Raw genomic sequence first — 15,768 nt, forward strand, 5'->3', positions numbered from 1 at the left:
GGAAACGTGCGACAACTGGCAACAATACTCTTATCCCTGGCGGTGCTTGTCACCGCAGGCTGTGGCTGGCATCTGCGCAACACTACGGCAGTGCCTGCTAACATGAAAACGATGATCTTTGATTCATCCGATCCGAATGGCCCACTCAGCCGGGCGATCCGCAACCAGCTGCGCCTGAATGGCGTTGAGATTATCGAAAAAGACACGCTGCGCCAGGATGTACCGTCATTCCGCGTCACCGGCTCGACGCTGAGTAAAGATACCGCCTCTATCTTCCAGGATGGGCGTACGGCGGAATATCAGATGGTCATGTCGGTTAACGCAGCCGTGCTGATCCCGGGTAAAGATATCTATCCGATCAGCACCAAGGTCTACCGTTCGTTCTTTGATAACCCGCAAACTGCGCTGGCGAAAGATGCTGAGCAGGCGATTATCATCAACGAAATGTATGACAAGGCAGCCGAGCAGCTGATCCGTAAGCTGCCAAGCATTGCCGCGTCGACGAAACCGGGCTCAGACATCATCGACCAGCCGGAGGCAAACTCGCCGCCGCTGACCACCTCGATGGGTAACTGATGATCAGGTTGTATCCTGAACAACTCCGCGCGCAGCTCAATGAAGGGCTGCGCGCGGCGTATCTGTTACTGGGCAACGATCCGCTCTTACTTCAGGAAAGCCTTGATGCCGTTCGACACGTCGCGGCGACTCAGGGTTTTGATGAACACCACACCTTCCAGCTTGATAACAGCACTGACTGGAACGCCCTCTTTTCAGTGTGTCAGGCGATGAGCCTGTTTGCGTCACGTCAGACCATCCAGCTTCTGCTGCCAGAAAACGGCCCAAATGCGGCCATCAATGAGCAACTCGCGACGCTGGTCAGCCTGCTGCACAGCGATTTATTGCTGATCGTGCGCGGCAATAAGCTCACCAAAGCGCAGGAGAACGCGGCATGGGTTACCCAGCTTGCGACAAACGCCGTGCTGGTTACCTGCCAGACGCCGGAACAGGCGCATCTGCCAAAATGGGTTGCCACGCGGGCAAAGCAGCATAATCTCCAGCTGGATGACGCCGCGAATCAGCTGCTGTGCTACTGCTATGAAGGCAACCTGCTGGCCCTGGCCCAGGCGCTGGATCGCCTCGCCCTGCTGTGGCCTGATGGCAAACTGACCCTACCCCGCGTTGAACAAGCCGTTAACGATGCCGCCCACTTCACCCCCTTCCACTGGGTTGATGCCCTGCTTGCGGCAAAGAGCAAGCGCGCTCTGCATATTTTGCAGCAGCTCAGGCTGGAAGGCAGTGAACCGGTCATCTTGCTGCGTACGCTTCAGCGTGAACTGTTACTGCTGATTACGCTCAAGCGCCAGTCTGCACACGCTCCCCTGCGATCGCTGTTTGATAAACACCGTGTCTGGCAGAATCGCCGGGCGATGACCACCGAAGCGGTACAGCGCCTGAGCCATGAGCAACTGCGCCAGGGAGTGCAACTGTTGATGCGCGCCGAGCTGACGCTGAAGCAGGATTATGGGCAGTCGATATGGGCGGAGCTGGAAAGCCTCTCTCTGCTGCTTTGCCACAAGGCGCTCGCCGACGTTTTTATTGATGGATAATATGCATTCTCTTCAGGCGCTGTATGGCGGCACCTTCGATCCGGTCCATTACGGGCATCTTAAGCCGGTAGAAATTCTGGCTAACCTGATTGGCCTGCAGCGCGTCATTATCATGCCCAACAATGTTCCACCGCATCGCCCGCAGCCTGAGGCAACCAGCGAACAGCGTAAAACGATGCTCGCCCTGGCCATTGCCGATAAGCCGCTCTTTACCCTCGACGAGCGTGAACTGCAGCGCGACGCCCCCTCCTGGACATCGCAAACGCTGCAGGAGTGGCGCGATGAGCAAGGGCCGCACGCGCCGCTGGCATTCATTATCGGGCAGGATTCCTTGCTGAATTTCCCGAGCTGGCATCAGTACGAAACCATCCTGAACAACAGCCATCTGATTGTAACCCGCCGTCCGGGCTACCCCCTGACCATGCGCGAAGAGCAGCATCAGCAGTGGCTGGATACCCACCTGACGAACAACGTTGAGGATCTGCATAACCTGCCTGCCGGGAAGATTTATCTGGCCGATACGCCATGGTTTGATATTTCGGCGACCCTCATCCGCGAGCGCCTGCAGCAGGGATTATCCTGCGACGAACTGATGCCCGCCGCCGTGCTGGACTATATTCATCAGCACGGGCTGTATCAGAAAAGTACAGACGCATAATGCTGGCACACGAAAACCGGGCTTATTGATTATCCCGCCTTGACAGGGTAAGCCATACTGTTATCCTCCGCTGCCAGACTTTCCCGCCAGACATTGCTTTACAGAAATTGTTTTACAAAAATGGCGATGCAATCTCAGGCGGGGGGTGGGATGATACCCGCCTTCAAAAGCCCGGCCGGTGACATTTGTCCCGATACTGGCGTCAGTTCAGGTATACTGTCTGGCCACGAATTCACAGTTGTACAATCTCATTCACCCAGGGGGAAAACTTGCAGGGTAAAGCACTCCAGGATTTTGTTATCGACAAAATTGATGACCTGAAAGGTCAGGACATCATCGCTATCGACGTTAAGGGTAAATCCAGCATCACCGACTGCATGATCATCTGCACCGGCACGTCCACTCGCCATGTTGCTTCCATTGCCGACCATGTCGTTCAGGAATCACGCGCAGCAGGGCTTTATCCGCTTGGCGTTGAAGGTGAAGCGACCGCTGACTGGGTGGTTGTCGATCTCGGCGATGTGATTGTCCACGTCATGCAGGACGAGAGCCGTCGCCTGTATGAGCTGGAAAAACTCTGGGGTTAATGCGTGAAGTTGCAACTGGTCGCCGTCGGCACCAAAATGCCGGACTGGGTACAAACCGGTTTTACTGAGTATCTGCGTCGTTTCCCAAAAGATATGCCGTTCGAACTGGTGGAGATCCCGGCAGGAAAGCGCGGCAAGAACGCCGATATCAAACGTATTCTCGATAAAGAGGGAGAGCTGATGCTGGCAGCCGCAGGCAAAAACCGCATCGTGACCCTCGATATCCCGGGTAAACCCTGGGATACGCCGCAGCTGGCGCACGAACTGGAGCGCTGGAAGCAGGATGGACGTGACGTCAGTCTGTTGATTGGCGGCCCGGAAGGTCTCTCCCCTGCCTGCAAAGCGGCGGCAGAACAAAGTTGGTCTCTCTCCGCGCTGACGCTTCCCCATCCCCTCGTTCGGGTGCTGGTGGCCGAAAGCCTGTATCGCGCGTGGAGCATTACTACCAACCACCCCTATCACCGCGAGTAATGACTGACCAGGGTAGATTAAGCAGCGGATGAAACTACAGAATTCTTTTCGCGACTATACGGCTGAGTCCGCGCTGTTTGTGCGCCGGGCAGTGGTCGCCTTTTTGGGGATTTTGCTGCTGACCGGCGTGCTGATCGCCAACCTCTATAATCTGCAAATTGTCCGCTATACCGATTACCAGACGCGTTCAAACGAAAACCGCATCAAGCTTGTCCCTATTGCGCCAAGCCGCGGCATCATTTACGACCGTAACGGTACGCCGCTGGCGTTGAACCGCACCATCTATCAAATCGAGATGATGCCGGAGAAAGTCGACAATGTGCAGGACACGCTGAACGCGCTGCGAAACGTGGTCGATCTCACCGACGATGACATCGCTGCCTTTAAAAAAGAGCGCGCCCGCTCGCACCGCTTCACCTCTATTCCGGTTAAAACGAACCTCACCGAAGTGCAGGTCGCCCGTTTTGCCGTGAACCAGTATCGCTTCCCCGGCGTTGAAGTAAAAGGCTATAAGCGTCGTTACTATCCTTATGGCTCTGCGCTGACGCACGTAATTGGCTATGTGTCCAAAATTAACGATAAAGACGTCGACCGCCTCGATAAAGACGGCAAGCTGGCTAACTACGCCGCGACGCATGATATCGGTAAGCTTGGGATAGAGCGCTATTACGAGGACGTTCTGCACGGCCAGACCGGTTATGAAGAGGTTGAGGTCAACAACCGTGGCCGCGTGATCCGCCAGCTGAAAGAGGTACCGCCCCAGGCGGGCCACGACGTCTATCTGACGCTCGACCTCAAACTGCAGCAGTATATCGAAACCTTGCTGACCGGCAGTCGCGCCGCTGTCGTCGTCACCGACCCGCGAACCGGCGGGATCCTGGCAATGGTTTCCATGCCCAGCTACGATCCGAACCTTTTCGTGGATGGTATCTCCAGCAAAGATTATTCCGGCCTGCTGAATGATCCGAACACGCCGCTGGTTAACCGCGCTACGCAGGGCGTCTACCCTCCTGCATCCACGGTGAAACCTTATGTCGCCGTCTCTGCCCTGAGCGCGGGCGTGATCAACCGCAATACCAGCCTGTTCGACCCCGGCTGGTGGCAACTGCCGGGTTCTGAAAAACGCTACCGTGACTGGAAGAAGTGGGGACATGGTCATCTGAACGTCACCAAATCGCTGGAAGAATCTGCGGATACCTTCTTCTACCAGGTCGCCTATGACATGGGGATTGACCGCCTCTCCGAGTGGATGAGCAAGTTCGGCTATGGGCACTACACCGGCATTGACCTCTCCGAAGAGCGTTCGGGCAACATGCCAACCCGTGAATGGAAGCAGAAACGCTTTAAAAAACCCTGGTATCAGGGTGACACCATTCCGGTCGGTATCGGCCAGGGTTACTGGACGGCAACGCCGATACAGATGAATAAAGCGATGATGATCCTCATCAACGATGGCGTGGTGAAAGTTCCGCACCTGCTGCAAAGTACGGTTGAAGACGGTAAAAAAGTCCCGTGGATCCAGCCGCACGAACCGCCGGTGGGCGATATCCATTCCGGATTCTGGGAAATTGCCAAAGACGGCATGTACGGCGTAGCAAACCGGCCTAACGGTACCGCGCACAAATATTTCGCCGGAGCGCCTTATAAAGTCGCCGCGAAATCCGGTACGGCGCAGGTATTTGGCCTGAAAGCGAACGAGACCTACAACGCGCACCGTATTGCCGAACGCCTGCGTGACCACAAGCTGATGACGGCGTTTGCCCCTTACGATAACCCGCAGGTTGCGGTCGCGATGATCCTGGAAAACGGCGGTGCGGGTCCGGCAGTGGGGACAATCATGCGCCAGATCCTCGACCATATCATGCTGGGTGATAACAACACCGAACTGCCTGCTGAAAACCCGGCAGCCGCTGCGGCGGAGGACCAATAAATCATGACGGATAATCCGAACAAAAAATCGCTGTGGGATAAGATTCACATCGACCCCGCTATGCTGCTGATTCTCCTGGCGCTGCTGGTCTACAGCGCGCTGGTCATCTGGAGCGCCAGCGGCCAGGACATTGGCATGATGGAGCGTAAAGTCGGCCAGATTGCGATGGGGCTGGTCATTATGGTGGTTATGGCGCAAATCCCGCCGCGTGTTTACGAAGGCTGGGCGCCCTACCTCTATATCTTCTGTATCGTGCTGTTGGTGGCCGTAGATGCCTTCGGGGCAATCTCCAAAGGGGCGCAGCGCTGGCTGGACCTCGGGATCGTCCGCTTCCAGCCTTCGGAAATCGCTAAAATCGCCGTTCCGCTGATGGTGGCGCGCTTTATCAACCGCGACGTCTGCCCGCCTTCACTGAAAAATACCGCGATTGCGCTGGTGTTGATTTTCCTGCCTACGCTGCTGGTGGCGGCGCAGCCGGACCTCGGCACCTCCATCCTTATCGCGCTGTCCGGCCTGTTTGTATTGTTCTTGTCTGGCCTGAGCTGGCGGTTAATTGGCATTGCCGTGGTGCTGGTGGCGGCCTTTATCCCGATCCTGTGGTTCTTCCTGATGCATGATTATCAACGCCAGCGCGTGATGATGCTGCTTGATCCGGAAACCGATCCGCTGGGCGCGGGCTATCATATTATTCAGTCCAAGATCGCCATCGGTTCCGGCGGTCTGCGCGGTAAAGGCTGGCTTCACGGGACCCAGTCACAGCTGGAGTTCTTGCCGGAGCGCCATACCGACTTTATCTTTGCGGTCCTGGCCGAAGAGCTGGGACTGGTCGGCATCCTCATCCTGCTGGCGCTCTATGTGCTGCTGATCATGCGCGGGCTGTGGATTGCCGCACGGGCGCAAACCACCTTTGGCCGCGTCATGGCCGGTGGATTGATGCTGATTTTATTCGTTTATGTCTTCGTAAATATTGGTATGGTGAGTGGTATTCTGCCCGTTGTTGGCGTCCCGCTCCCGCTGGTCAGTTACGGGGGCTCGGCACTGATCGTGTTGATGGCCGGGTTTGGTATCGTCATGTCGATCCATACCCACAGAAAAATGTTGTCCAAAAGCGTATAAAAATAAGGGGATCGCAATGCGTAAGCAGTGGCTGGGGATCTGTATCGCCGCAAGTTTACTTGCAGCCTGTACGAGTGATGATGGTCAGCAACAGGCAACTGTCGCGCCGCCGCAGCCAGCGGTCTGTAATGGCCCGATAGTTGAGATCAGCGGTGCCGATCCTGTTTATGAACCGCTTAACGCCAGCGCGAATCAGGATTACCAGCGCGACGGTAAAAGCTACAAAATCGTTCAGGACCCGTCCCGCTTCAGCCAGGCAGGCTTAGCGGCCATCTATGACGCTGAACCAGGCAGTAACCTGACGGCGTCTGGTGAAACGTTCGATCCGATGCAAATTACCGCGGCGCATCCCACGCTGCCTATCCCGAGCTATGCCCGCGTCACCAACCTGGCCAATGGGCGCATGATTGTGGTGCGTATTAACGATCGGGGCCCGTACGGTAACGACCGGGTGATCTCCCTGTCGCGCGCGGCAGCTGACCGTCTGAACACCTCGAACAATACCAAAGTACGCATCGATCCTATCATTGTGGCGCAGGATGGTACGCTCTCCGGCCCGGGTACCGCCTGTACGACGGTCGCCAAACAGACCTACGCCCTTCCCCCGCGTCCTGACCTGAGCGGCGGTATGGGGGGCGCATCCACGCCAGCTGAACCTGCTCAGCCGCAGGGTGAAGTACGCGCTATCAGCAACGATACCTTACAGAGTGATGACAGCACGGGCGCCCCGGTTAAAAGCAGCGGTTTCCTTGGCGCACCAACGACCTTAGCGTCGGGCGTGCTGGAAGGCAGCGAGCCAACGCCAGCGCCTGTTGTCGCTGCGCCTGCGGTGACTGAACCTGTAGTGACTGCACCCGTCACTCAGCCCGCGCCTGTTACCGCACCGGGCACAGCGCAAAGCGCGCCGGTTGCCGCACCCGCGGCTTCCAGCGGTGGCTTTGTGGTTCAGGTCGGTGCCGTAAGCGATCAGGCTCGCGCGAAGCAGTACCAGCAACGCCTGAGCCAGCAGTTCAGCGTGCCGGGCCGCGTTGAGCAAAACGGTGCGGTGTGGCGCATTCAGATGGGACCGTTTGCCAGCAAATCGCAGGCAGCGGCCCTGCAACAGCGTCTGCAAAGCGAAGCGCAGTTGCAGTCGTTCATCGTTGTTGCAAAATAATGATTCGGCGGTATCCGAAATGTCAATTTGTGTAAAACACATTCACAAACTCATGCTTAAAGTCGGATGCCTGCCTGTATAGCTTTTGCTATAGTAAGGCACTTTTTTTAATTCCATCACGGATGTCGTAGTTCTGACCATGAAGACCACTTTTTCTGCTCGTTTTGTGCAGCGCATGGCGCTGACCACGGCCCTTTGTGCAGCGGCTCTCTCCGCGGCGCATGCCGATGACCTGAACATCAAGACCATGATCCCTGGCGTTCCGCAGATCGACGCGGAATCCTACATCCTGATCGACTACAACTCTGGCAAGGTTCTGGCAGAACAGAACGCCGATGCCCGCCGCGATCCGGCGAGCCTGACCAAAATGATGACCAGCTACGTTATCGGTCAGGCAATGAAGGCAGGCAAGTTCAAAGAAACCGATCTGGTGACCATTGGTAACGATGCCTGGGCCACCGGTAACCCGGTCTTCAAAGGCTCATCGCTGATGTTCCTGAAACCTGGCATGCAGGTGCCTGTTTCTCAGCTGATCCGTGGTATCAACCTGCAGTCCGGAAACGACGCCTGCGTCGCCATGGCCGATTTTGCGGCGGGCAGCCAGGACGCTTTCGTGGGCCTGATGAACAGCTACGTTACTGCGCTGGGTCTCAAAAACAGCCACTTCCAGACCGTTCACGGCCTGGATGCTGAAGGCCAGTACAGCTCCGCGCGCGACATGGCGCTGATCGGCCAGGCGCTGATCCGCGATGTGCCGAACGAGTACACCATCTATAAAGAGAAAGAGTTCACCTTCAACGGTATTCGCCAGACCAACCGTAACGGCCTGCTGTGGGACAACAGCCTGAACGTTGACGGCATCAAAACGGGTCATACCGAAAAAGCCGGCTACAACCTGGTCGCTTCGGCTACCGAAGGCCAGATGCGTCTGATCTCAGCCGTGATGGGCGGACGAACCTTCAAGGGCCGTGAAACCGAAAGTAAAAAACTGCTGACCTGGGGCTTCCGCTTCTTCGAAACGGTGAACCCGCTTAAAGCAGGCAAAGAGTTTGCTTCCGAGCCGGTCTGGTTCGGCGACAACGACCGTGCTTCTCTGGGCGTGGACAAAGATCTCTATCTGACCATTCCTCGCGGACGCATGAAAGATCTGAAAGCCAGCTACGTGCTGAACACCTCCGAACTGCACGCACCGCTGCAGAAAAACCAGGTTGTGGGGACGATCAACTTCCAGCTCGATGGTAAAACCATCGATCAGCGTCCGCTTGTGGTTCTGGATGAGATCCCGGAAGGCAACTTCTTCGGCAAAATCATTGATTACATTAAATTGATGTTCCATCACTGGTTCGGCTAAAAATTGAACACTTGAAAGTGTGATTTTGATCCCCATATACTAAGTATCCTGATAACTCCCACCCGATGTGGGAGTTATTCTTTTTTGACGTTACGCCGGAGCTGACATGAAAACCAAACTTAACGAACTGCTTGAATTCCCTACCTCATTTACTTACAAAGTAATGGGTCTGGCGAAACCTGAGCTGGTTGATCAGGTGGTTGAAGTGGTACAGCGCCATGCGCCGGGCGACTACTCTCCGTCGGTTAAGCCAAGCAGCAAAGGCAACTACCACTCGGTTTCTATCACTATCACTGCGACACACATTGAGCAGGTTGAGACGCTGTACGAAGAACTCGGCAATATCGAAATCGTTCGCATGGTGCTGTAGTCCCCTCGCGGTTACCCGGTTGGCCGGGTAACCCACCTCCCCGCTGTGATATACTCCCTGACATCGTTTCTCGTCCCTCTTCGGAGTCGTCGTTTTGTACCAGGATAACATTCTTGTCCGCCATCTCGGGCTACAACCTTACGAACCTGTCTCCCAGGCTATGCATGATTTCACGGATTCACGCGATGAAACTACACCGGATGAAATCTGGCTGGTAGAGCACCTTCCCGTGTTTACTCAGGGGCAGGCTGGAAAAGCTGAACATCTGCTGATGACCGGTGATATTCCGGTTATTCAAAGCGATCGCGGCGGGCAGGTGACCTACCACGGTCCGGGACAGCAGGTGATGTACGTTCTGCTGGATTTAAAACGCAGAAAGCTGGGCGTGCGCGAGCTGGTCACGCTGCTTGAACAAACGGTGGTGCGTACCCTGGCGGAATACAATATCGATGCACATCCCCGCGCTGATGCGCCCGGCGTGTACGTGGGAGAGATGAAAATTTGTTCGCTGGGGCTGCGTATTCGCAAGGGCTGTTCATTCCACGGGCTGGCGCTGAATATTAATATGGATCTCACCCCATTCCTGCGTATCAACCCGTGCGGCTATGCCGGGATGGAAATGACGCAAATGCGCCAGTGGGTCGAGAACGCGACGCCTGAAATAATTCGCCCTGTACTTCTAAACAACTTTTTAGCGCTGCTTAACAATCCTCCTCACGAATATATCACTGCTTAATATATTTCGCCCGGTGGCTCACTATTTGTCGAGCCACTGCTTATTTCCCGCTTTTACGCTTTACAATAATCCCCATATTCTATATTTTCGAAGCGCCCGCATATTAGCGTTACATATTATTTTGTTCCCTAATAGTCCCTGCTGCAGAGTGCATGTTACCGGCGTGATAATCACCCAACTGTTTGTTTTCGCGAAACAAGTGAGGCGCGGGTAACACTTTACGAATCTCTACAGGCATAATAAATAAATTCAACTATCATTCATATTGTGAATGAATACGGAGTGAACGCGTGGAGTCTAATAATTTACCAGCTAAACGCCTGAATGAACCCGGTGGCGAGGATAAGCCGCAAATTTTTCGGACTTTACGTAATATTGATCTCAATTTGCTGACTATTTTTGAGGCAGTATATGTCCACAAGGGTATCGTTAATGCTGCGAAAATTCTTAATCTCACGCCCTCCGCAATTAGCCAGTCAATTCAAAAACTGCGCGCCATATTTCCCGATCCCTTATTTATTCGTAAAGGCCAGGGCGTAACGCCAACCGCTTACGCCACGCACCTGCATGAGTACATCAGCCAGGGGCTGGAATCGATACTCGGCGCGCTGGACTTAACCGGGAGCTATGACAAGCAGCGAACCATCACCATTGGTGCCTCTGCCTCTCTTGGCGTGCTGGTGATGCCAGCAATTTATCAGGCCATCAGGCAGCACGCGCCGCAGTTACTCATCCGCAACGTTCCCGTTCACGAACCTGAAGCGCAGCTGGCGCAGTTCCAGACCGATCTGATTATCGACATCAATAGTTTCAGTGCCAGAGCCCTGGGGCAAAACGTGCTTTATTCCGATGCGCTGGTACTGGTGTGTCGCCAGCACCACCCGGCACTCAGCCAGCCCGCCACGCTTGAGAACCTGCGCCTTTACGAACATGCCTCTTTCATGGCCGAGGGACAAGGCTCTGCCCCGCTACGTCAGCGTCTTGATGAGCTCTTCCCGGACCGCCAGATTAGCTTTAGCAGTTACAATATGTTTACCGTAGCGTCACTGATTGGCGGGAGCGACATGCTGTGCGTCATGCCTTCGCGGCTGTTTACCCTGCTGCGCAAATGCTGGCCGCTGGAGCGTCTCGCCCTGAGCGAGTTGAATGGCGAATCCCTCGACATTTCGCTGCATTACAACAAGCTGAGTCTGCGCGATCCGGTACTGGAAAATGTCATCAATATCATCCGTCAGGCCTTCTGACAGACGAACCCAGCAGCCTGCAGGCCATAACGCACAAAACAACAACTATTTTACAATTTGGCGACCTGACAGGCTGCTTTATGGCCCTTATCAATGATATACTGCCTGTCGTTCGTTCAAAAATAGTTGATAAATACAACATTCCCTTGAATTGAAACGCTTTCCTTCGTTATTCGCAACTGGAACACGCACGCTATGAGTAAACCCATTGTGATGGAACGCGGTGTTAAATACCGCGATGCCGATAAAATGGCCCTTATCCCGGTTAAAAACGTGGCTACAGAGCGCGAAGCGCTGTTAAGAAAACCGGAATGGATGAAAATTAAACTTCCGGCCGACTCTTCACGTATTCAGGGGATCAAGGCAGCGATGCGCAAAAACGGTCTTCACTCTGTGTGTGAAGAAGCCTCTTGCCCTAACCTTGCTGAATGTTTCAATCACGGTACCGCAACCTTTATGATCCTGGGTGCAATCTGTACCCGCCGCTGTCCATTCTGTGACGTTGCCCATGGCCGCCCTGTTGCGCCAGATGCGAACGAACCTCAGAAACTGGCGCAGACCATTGCTGACATGGCGTTGCGTTACGTTGTTATCACCTCTGTTGACCGTGACGATCTGCGCGATGGCGGTGCTCAGCACTTTGCGGACTGCATTACGGCTATCCGCGAGAAAAGCCCAAGCATTAAGATTGAGACGCTGGTCCCTGACTTCCGTGGCCGTATGGACCGCGCGCTGGACATTCTGACGGCGACCCCGCCGGACGTCTTCAACCACAACCTGGAAAACGTGCCGCGTATCTATCGCCAGGTGCGCCCAGGTGCCGACTATAACTGGTCCCTGAAGCTGCTGGAGCGCTTTAAAGAAGCCCATCCGCATATCCCGACCAAGTCTGGTCTGATGGTGGGTCTCGGCGAAACCAACGCTGAAATCATTGAAGTGATGCGCGATCTGCGTCGCCACGGCGTGACTATGCTGACGCTGGGCCAGTACCTGCAGCCAAGCCGTCACCATTTGCCGGTACAGCGCTATGTCAGCCCGGATGAGTTCGATGAAATGAAAGCCGAAGCGATGGCGATGGGCTTTACCCACGCAGCGTGCGGGCCATTTGTTCGCTCTTCCTACCACGCCGACATGCAGGCGAAAGGCGAAGAAGTTAAATAATGCTGTAATAAACCGTTACAGTAATACAAAAAAACCGGCCTCATGAGCCGGTTTTTTTTCGCAAGCCAACAGGCATTGCCGTTACTCTTTGTGAGAAAGCTTCTCTGCAGGAACGCCATCTTCGGCGCTTTTCTTCGCCGCCGCGTCATCATCGTTCATCGCTTTCTTAAAGCCTTTGATGGCTGCACCCAGATCGCCACCCAGTGTGCGTAACTTCTTGGTACCAAACAGCAGGACGACCAGTGCGGCAACCACCAGCAGTTTGGTAATACTAATCTCACCCATAGATACCTTCTTTACATAAAACAGGCTGTATTCAGCACCGAAAAAACCTGATGGTATTAACGGTCATTTGGCGCGCGCACACAATAGCAATCTGTAACAAGGTGAATCAAGCACTGATGAAAAAAACATCATAATAATTGCGGTGGCGCAAAACGTCGGTTGCGTAGAACAGGTAATTGCTGCCGCGCAAGCGCTATTCGCTCTGAATTTACTTCCGTCAACAGCAAAGCGGGTGCCTCTGCCGCTGCGGCGATGGTCACCCCCAACGGATCGATAACCCGGCTCTGCCCGATATTTTTATTCCCACACTCCCCTGCTGCCACAACATAGCAGGTGGTATCGAGCGCGCGGGCGGCCAGCAGCGTGGCCCAGTGGTGCTCTTTAAGCGGTCCTTTAACCCATGCGGCGGGGAGCACCAGCACATCAGCCCCCTGCAGCGCCAGGTTTAACGCCAGCTCCGGGAAGCGGATATCGTAGCAGGTCATCAACCCGACCTTAACACCCTGAATATCAATCATTGGCGGGACGCGATCCCCCGGATCAACCAGCCGTGACTCCTGGATACTAAAGGCGTCGTAGAGATGGAGCTTGGCGTAGCTGGCAATCACCTCTCCAGCGCGTATAGCCACCAGGGTATTCACCGCCCTGCCCGACGTGGACGGGACGTGGATCGTCAGGATGGTGGTGAGCGCATTGCCCTCGCTTTCGGCCAGCAGACGTTTCAGGAACGGCCCCTCAAGCGACTGCGCGGACTTTACCGACAGGTCCGGGTCATTATCATCACGCGCCAGCAACGCCTCTGGCAGCACCAGCATCGCTGCGCCCTTCTGCTGCGCCTGTGCCATCAGAGACACGCATTTTTGCGCATTCACCTGCCAGTCTGGCGTGACGGCAAACTGTCCTACGGCCACATACATAATTGTCCCCTGCTCATAAACAGCGTTACACTCGATGTTCTTAACTATCAAATAGCAGGAATCTACAGTGTTACAACTACTTTTAGCCGTTTTTATTGGTGGAGGAACAGGTAGCGTTGCACGGTGGCTGTTAAGCATGCGGTTTAACCCGGTGCATCAGGCTATCCCCCTGGGAACACTGGCTGCAAACCTGATTGGGGCGTTTATCATCGGAATGGGGTTAGCCTGGTTTAATCGCATGACCGATATCGACCCGATGTGGAAAGTCTTAATCACCACCGGCTTCTGCGGCGGATTAACGACCTTTTCCACCTTCTCGGCCGAAACGGTCTTCCTGTTTCAGGAAGGGCGCATCGTCTGGGCGCTGGGCAACATAGCGGTTAACATGCTCGGCTCATTTGCGATGACCGGGTTCGCATTTTGGCTCGTTTCTTCCGCCAGCGCGCATTCCTGATCGCAGCGTTAATGTTAGCTTAATTTTTATCTGTCACTCTGAGCGCAATACTGAACGAGGGTGACAGCATGAAAGAGAGTTTGATGAGCGCAGGTATGGTTTTGCTGAGCGTCGCGATCGTTGCCAGCTTCCTGAAAATCTATCTGATGGGCTGATTGCAGACGAAAAAAACCCGCTCGATGAGCGGGTTTTGAAATTCTTGCTGACGAGTCTGTATTACAGAGCCATTACGTTAGCAGCAGATGGACCTTTGGCACCGTTAGTGATTTCGAACTCTACGCGCTGACCTTCAGCCAGAGTTTTGAAACCATTAGACTGGATTGCAGAGAAGTGTACGAACACATCTTTGCTGCCATCTTCAGGAGTAATGAAACCGAATCCTTTGGACTCATTAAACCACTTAACGTTACCTTTAATCTTAGACATCAAAATTACCTTTACATTAAAAAACGACACAAATGCTGTGTCGGGTATCAGTACATCAATTGTGGAACGTTTTGTCCAGCGGATCTTTGATAAAAAGTGACAAAAGTCGCGTTAATTTTAACTGCCGGATTTTTATCCTTTACGATTCAAGGCCTGCCCATTTTTTCGCCAGAAGGGAGCGCATTTTTAGTTAAAACTGAAAACGCATCCAGGCGAAGTAAACGTTACCGTTGTTATAGGTCCCTGGGATATAGGTCATCTGGAACGTCGCAGGACCATAGCCGATGGAGGCCAGCGGCAGCAGAACCGGCACCGGGATGTACTTCCAGTTATCACGCGCGGTAAAACCTGCCGTATACCCCAGCCCCAGGCGGAAATTATCATCCGATAACGGACGCCAGGTTTTCTCCCACCCGTAGCCGCCAATCGGTTCCCACTTGTTGTAGGAATCTTTAAACGCCATCAGATAGAGGCCGTGCCAGTTCCCTTTCTCATCCCAGCGGGACTGACCAAAGCCGGCACCCCATGGGCGCTCGTTGTAGCGATCCGTTTTCTCTTTGTCATACGCAAAGCGGGCATGCCACGTGATGGCCGGAATATACAGATCGTAATGCTCCGGCTCGTTCCACGTCTGCGCCACATTATCTTTAAAGGTGGAGAACCACCCTTTCTCGCTTACATTGTCGTTCGCACCTGCAACGCAGGCGAAACTTAACTGGCCGAAAATAAAGGCTAATATGATAAAAATCTTATTACGTAAAGTCACAATACCATTACCATTCTTAGTATACGAGGCGAAGCTTACCATAGAATAGTTGAACGAAGTCTTAACAAAATCGTCTCTGTTCCTAATTATTCTTTTCTGTGCTGAGAATATTCTGAGAAAACATCTGAGCTTTTATGAATAACCTCATAATATTAGTTTTTTAACGTTAATTTAACATTATAATGAAGACCAGAATAATCCTCCCCTCATATCATCGTGGATTTATTAATCGTCCCCTCTCGCGCAGGACCGCATCAGCGCTGGGCTTTCGCCCTCACCCTCCTGTTCAGTCAAATGCGCAAAGCGCGATAACGCCGACGCCTGCACGCGCGACTGGTCCGTTGAGAGCGGTTAGGGAAAACATATATTCACGCCACCCCATAAACGCGGCGTAATTAATTAACTAAAAAAATAATTCCCGTATTTTTATTCAGGAATTATGGGCATATACAATCTTAACTCCGTGATGCATAAATCCTATCTTTTACGTTTGCGCAGCAAACTCAGACAGGTGAAAATCACAGGGAGACGTG

At 53.9% G+C, this 15,768-nt stretch carries 18 protein-coding genes; 14 read left to right on the top strand and 4 right to left on the bottom strand.

Translation table 11 applies throughout. The annotated features are described in order from the left end of the window. Positions 1 to 6 precede the first annotated feature (6 nt). The 13 genes from lptE (at position 7) to lipA (ending at position 12,387) form a co-directional block, all read left to right on the top strand. Entirely contained in the window at positions 7 to 576 is a 570-nt protein-coding gene (gene lptE / locus I6L58_RS06100; RefSeq protein WP_042320977.1) for an LPS assembly lipoprotein LptE, read from the top strand. Then, positions 576 to 1,607, top strand: a complete 1,032-nt coding sequence (holA, locus tag I6L58_RS06105) for a DNA polymerase III subunit delta (RefSeq protein ID WP_088207687.1) — start codon at positions 576 to 578, stop codon at positions 1,605 to 1,607. The genes lptE and holA overlap by 1 nt, the downstream gene beginning before the upstream one ends. Next, positions 1,600 to 2,265, top strand: coding sequence for a nicotinate-nucleotide adenylyltransferase (nadD, locus tag I6L58_RS06110; protein ID WP_088207688.1), 666 nt, complete (start codon positions 1,600 to 1,602; stop codon positions 2,263 to 2,265). The genes holA and nadD overlap by 8 nt, the downstream gene beginning before the upstream one ends. A 269-nt stretch (positions 2,266 to 2,534) precedes the next feature. Further along, the gene (gene rsfS, locus I6L58_RS06115; RefSeq protein WP_006177142.1) at positions 2,535 to 2,852 is read left to right on the top strand and encodes a ribosome silencing factor; all 318 of its coding nucleotides are present in this window, start codon (positions 2,535 to 2,537) and stop codon (positions 2,850 to 2,852) included. A gap of 3 nt (positions 2,853 to 2,855) precedes the next feature. Then, on the top strand, positions 2,856 to 3,323 hold the full coding sequence (rlmH, locus tag I6L58_RS06120) for a 23S rRNA (pseudouridine(1915)-N(3))-methyltransferase RlmH (protein WP_003858701.1): 468 nt from the start codon (positions 2,856 to 2,858) through the stop codon (positions 3,321 to 3,323). 28 nt (positions 3,324 to 3,351) lie between these two features. Continuing rightward, positions 3,352 to 5,253 carry a peptidoglycan DD-transpeptidase MrdA gene (gene mrdA / locus I6L58_RS06125; RefSeq protein WP_088207689.1) on the top strand — a complete coding sequence of 634 codons (1,902 nt, stop codon included), beginning with the start codon at positions 3,352 to 3,354 and terminating at the stop codon, positions 5,251 to 5,253. Positions 5,254 to 5,256: 3 nt separating this feature from the next. Continuing rightward, positions 5,257 to 6,369 (top strand): peptidoglycan glycosyltransferase MrdB, encoded by a 1,113-nt coding sequence (gene mrdB, locus I6L58_RS06130; protein WP_006177138.1) that lies wholly within the window; start codon positions 5,257 to 5,259, stop codon positions 6,367 to 6,369. 16 nt (positions 6,370 to 6,385) lie between these two features. Then, positions 6,386 to 7,525, top strand: coding sequence for an endolytic peptidoglycan transglycosylase RlpA (rlpA, locus tag I6L58_RS06135; RefSeq protein ID WP_088207690.1), 1,140 nt, complete (start codon positions 6,386 to 6,388; stop codon positions 7,523 to 7,525). A 139-nt stretch (positions 7,526 to 7,664) separates the two neighbouring features. Beyond that, positions 7,665 to 8,876, top strand: a complete 1,212-nt coding sequence (gene dacA, locus I6L58_RS06140; protein WP_006177136.1) for a D-alanyl-D-alanine carboxypeptidase DacA — start codon at positions 7,665 to 7,667, stop codon at positions 8,874 to 8,876. Between the two features lie 106 nt (positions 8,877 to 8,982). Then, complete coding sequence (gene ybeD, locus I6L58_RS06145) at positions 8,983 to 9,246, top strand: DUF493 family protein YbeD (protein WP_006177135.1); 264 nt, start codon at positions 8,983 to 8,985, stop codon at positions 9,244 to 9,246. A gap of 94 nt (positions 9,247 to 9,340) precedes the next feature. After that, positions 9,341 to 9,982: a lipoyl(octanoyl) transferase LipB gene (gene lipB / locus I6L58_RS06150; RefSeq protein ID WP_006177134.1), complete on the top strand. Its 642-nt coding sequence runs from the start codon at positions 9,341 to 9,343 to the stop codon at positions 9,980 to 9,982. Positions 9,983 to 10,272: 290 nt separating this feature from the next. Continuing rightward, a complete protein-coding gene (locus I6L58_RS06155; protein WP_058610656.1) occupies positions 10,273 to 11,226 on the top strand; it encodes a YbeF family transcriptional regulator in 954 nt (317 codons plus the stop codon). A 195-nt stretch (positions 11,227 to 11,421) separates the two neighbouring features. Continuing rightward, a complete protein-coding gene (gene lipA, locus I6L58_RS06160) occupies positions 11,422 to 12,387 on the top strand; it encodes a lipoyl synthase (RefSeq protein WP_006177132.1) in 966 nt (321 codons plus the stop codon). A gap of 81 nt (positions 12,388 to 12,468) precedes the next feature. On the opposite strand, the gene tatE is transcribed toward lipA, so the two are convergent. Both tatE and I6L58_RS06170 read right to left on the bottom strand, forming a co-directional pair. Beyond that, entirely contained in the window at positions 12,469 to 12,672 is a 204-nt protein-coding gene (tatE, locus tag I6L58_RS06165; RefSeq protein ID WP_006177131.1) for a twin-arginine translocase subunit TatE, read from the bottom strand. Between the two features lie 128 nt (positions 12,673 to 12,800). Further along, entirely contained in the window at positions 12,801 to 13,589 is a 789-nt protein-coding gene (locus tag I6L58_RS06170) for a deaminated glutathione amidase (RefSeq protein WP_088207691.1), read from the bottom strand. Positions 13,590 to 13,656: 67 nt separating this feature from the next. Between I6L58_RS06170 and crcB the strand changes: the two genes are divergently transcribed. After that, entirely contained in the window at positions 13,657 to 14,043 is a 387-nt protein-coding gene (gene crcB, locus I6L58_RS06175; RefSeq protein WP_042320967.1) for a fluoride efflux transporter CrcB, read from the top strand. A gap of 216 nt (positions 14,044 to 14,259) precedes the next feature. Here crcB and cspE read toward each other — a convergent pair whose 3' ends face one another. Next, positions 14,260 to 14,469 (bottom strand): transcription antiterminator/RNA stability regulator CspE, encoded by a 210-nt coding sequence (gene cspE / locus I6L58_RS06180; protein WP_006177128.1) that lies wholly within the window; start codon positions 14,467 to 14,469, stop codon positions 14,260 to 14,262. A 190-nt stretch (positions 14,470 to 14,659) separates the two neighbouring features. After that, positions 14,660 to 15,277, bottom strand: a complete 618-nt coding sequence (pagP, locus tag I6L58_RS06185; RefSeq protein ID WP_006177126.1) for a lipid IV(A) palmitoyltransferase PagP — start codon at positions 15,275 to 15,277, stop codon at positions 14,660 to 14,662. Positions 15,278 to 15,768 lie beyond the last annotated feature (491 nt).

The sequence above is a fragment of the Enterobacter cancerogenus genome (assembly GCF_019047785.1).
GTDB classification, from domain to species: Bacteria; Pseudomonadota; Gammaproteobacteria; order Enterobacterales; family Enterobacteriaceae; genus Enterobacter; species Enterobacter cancerogenus.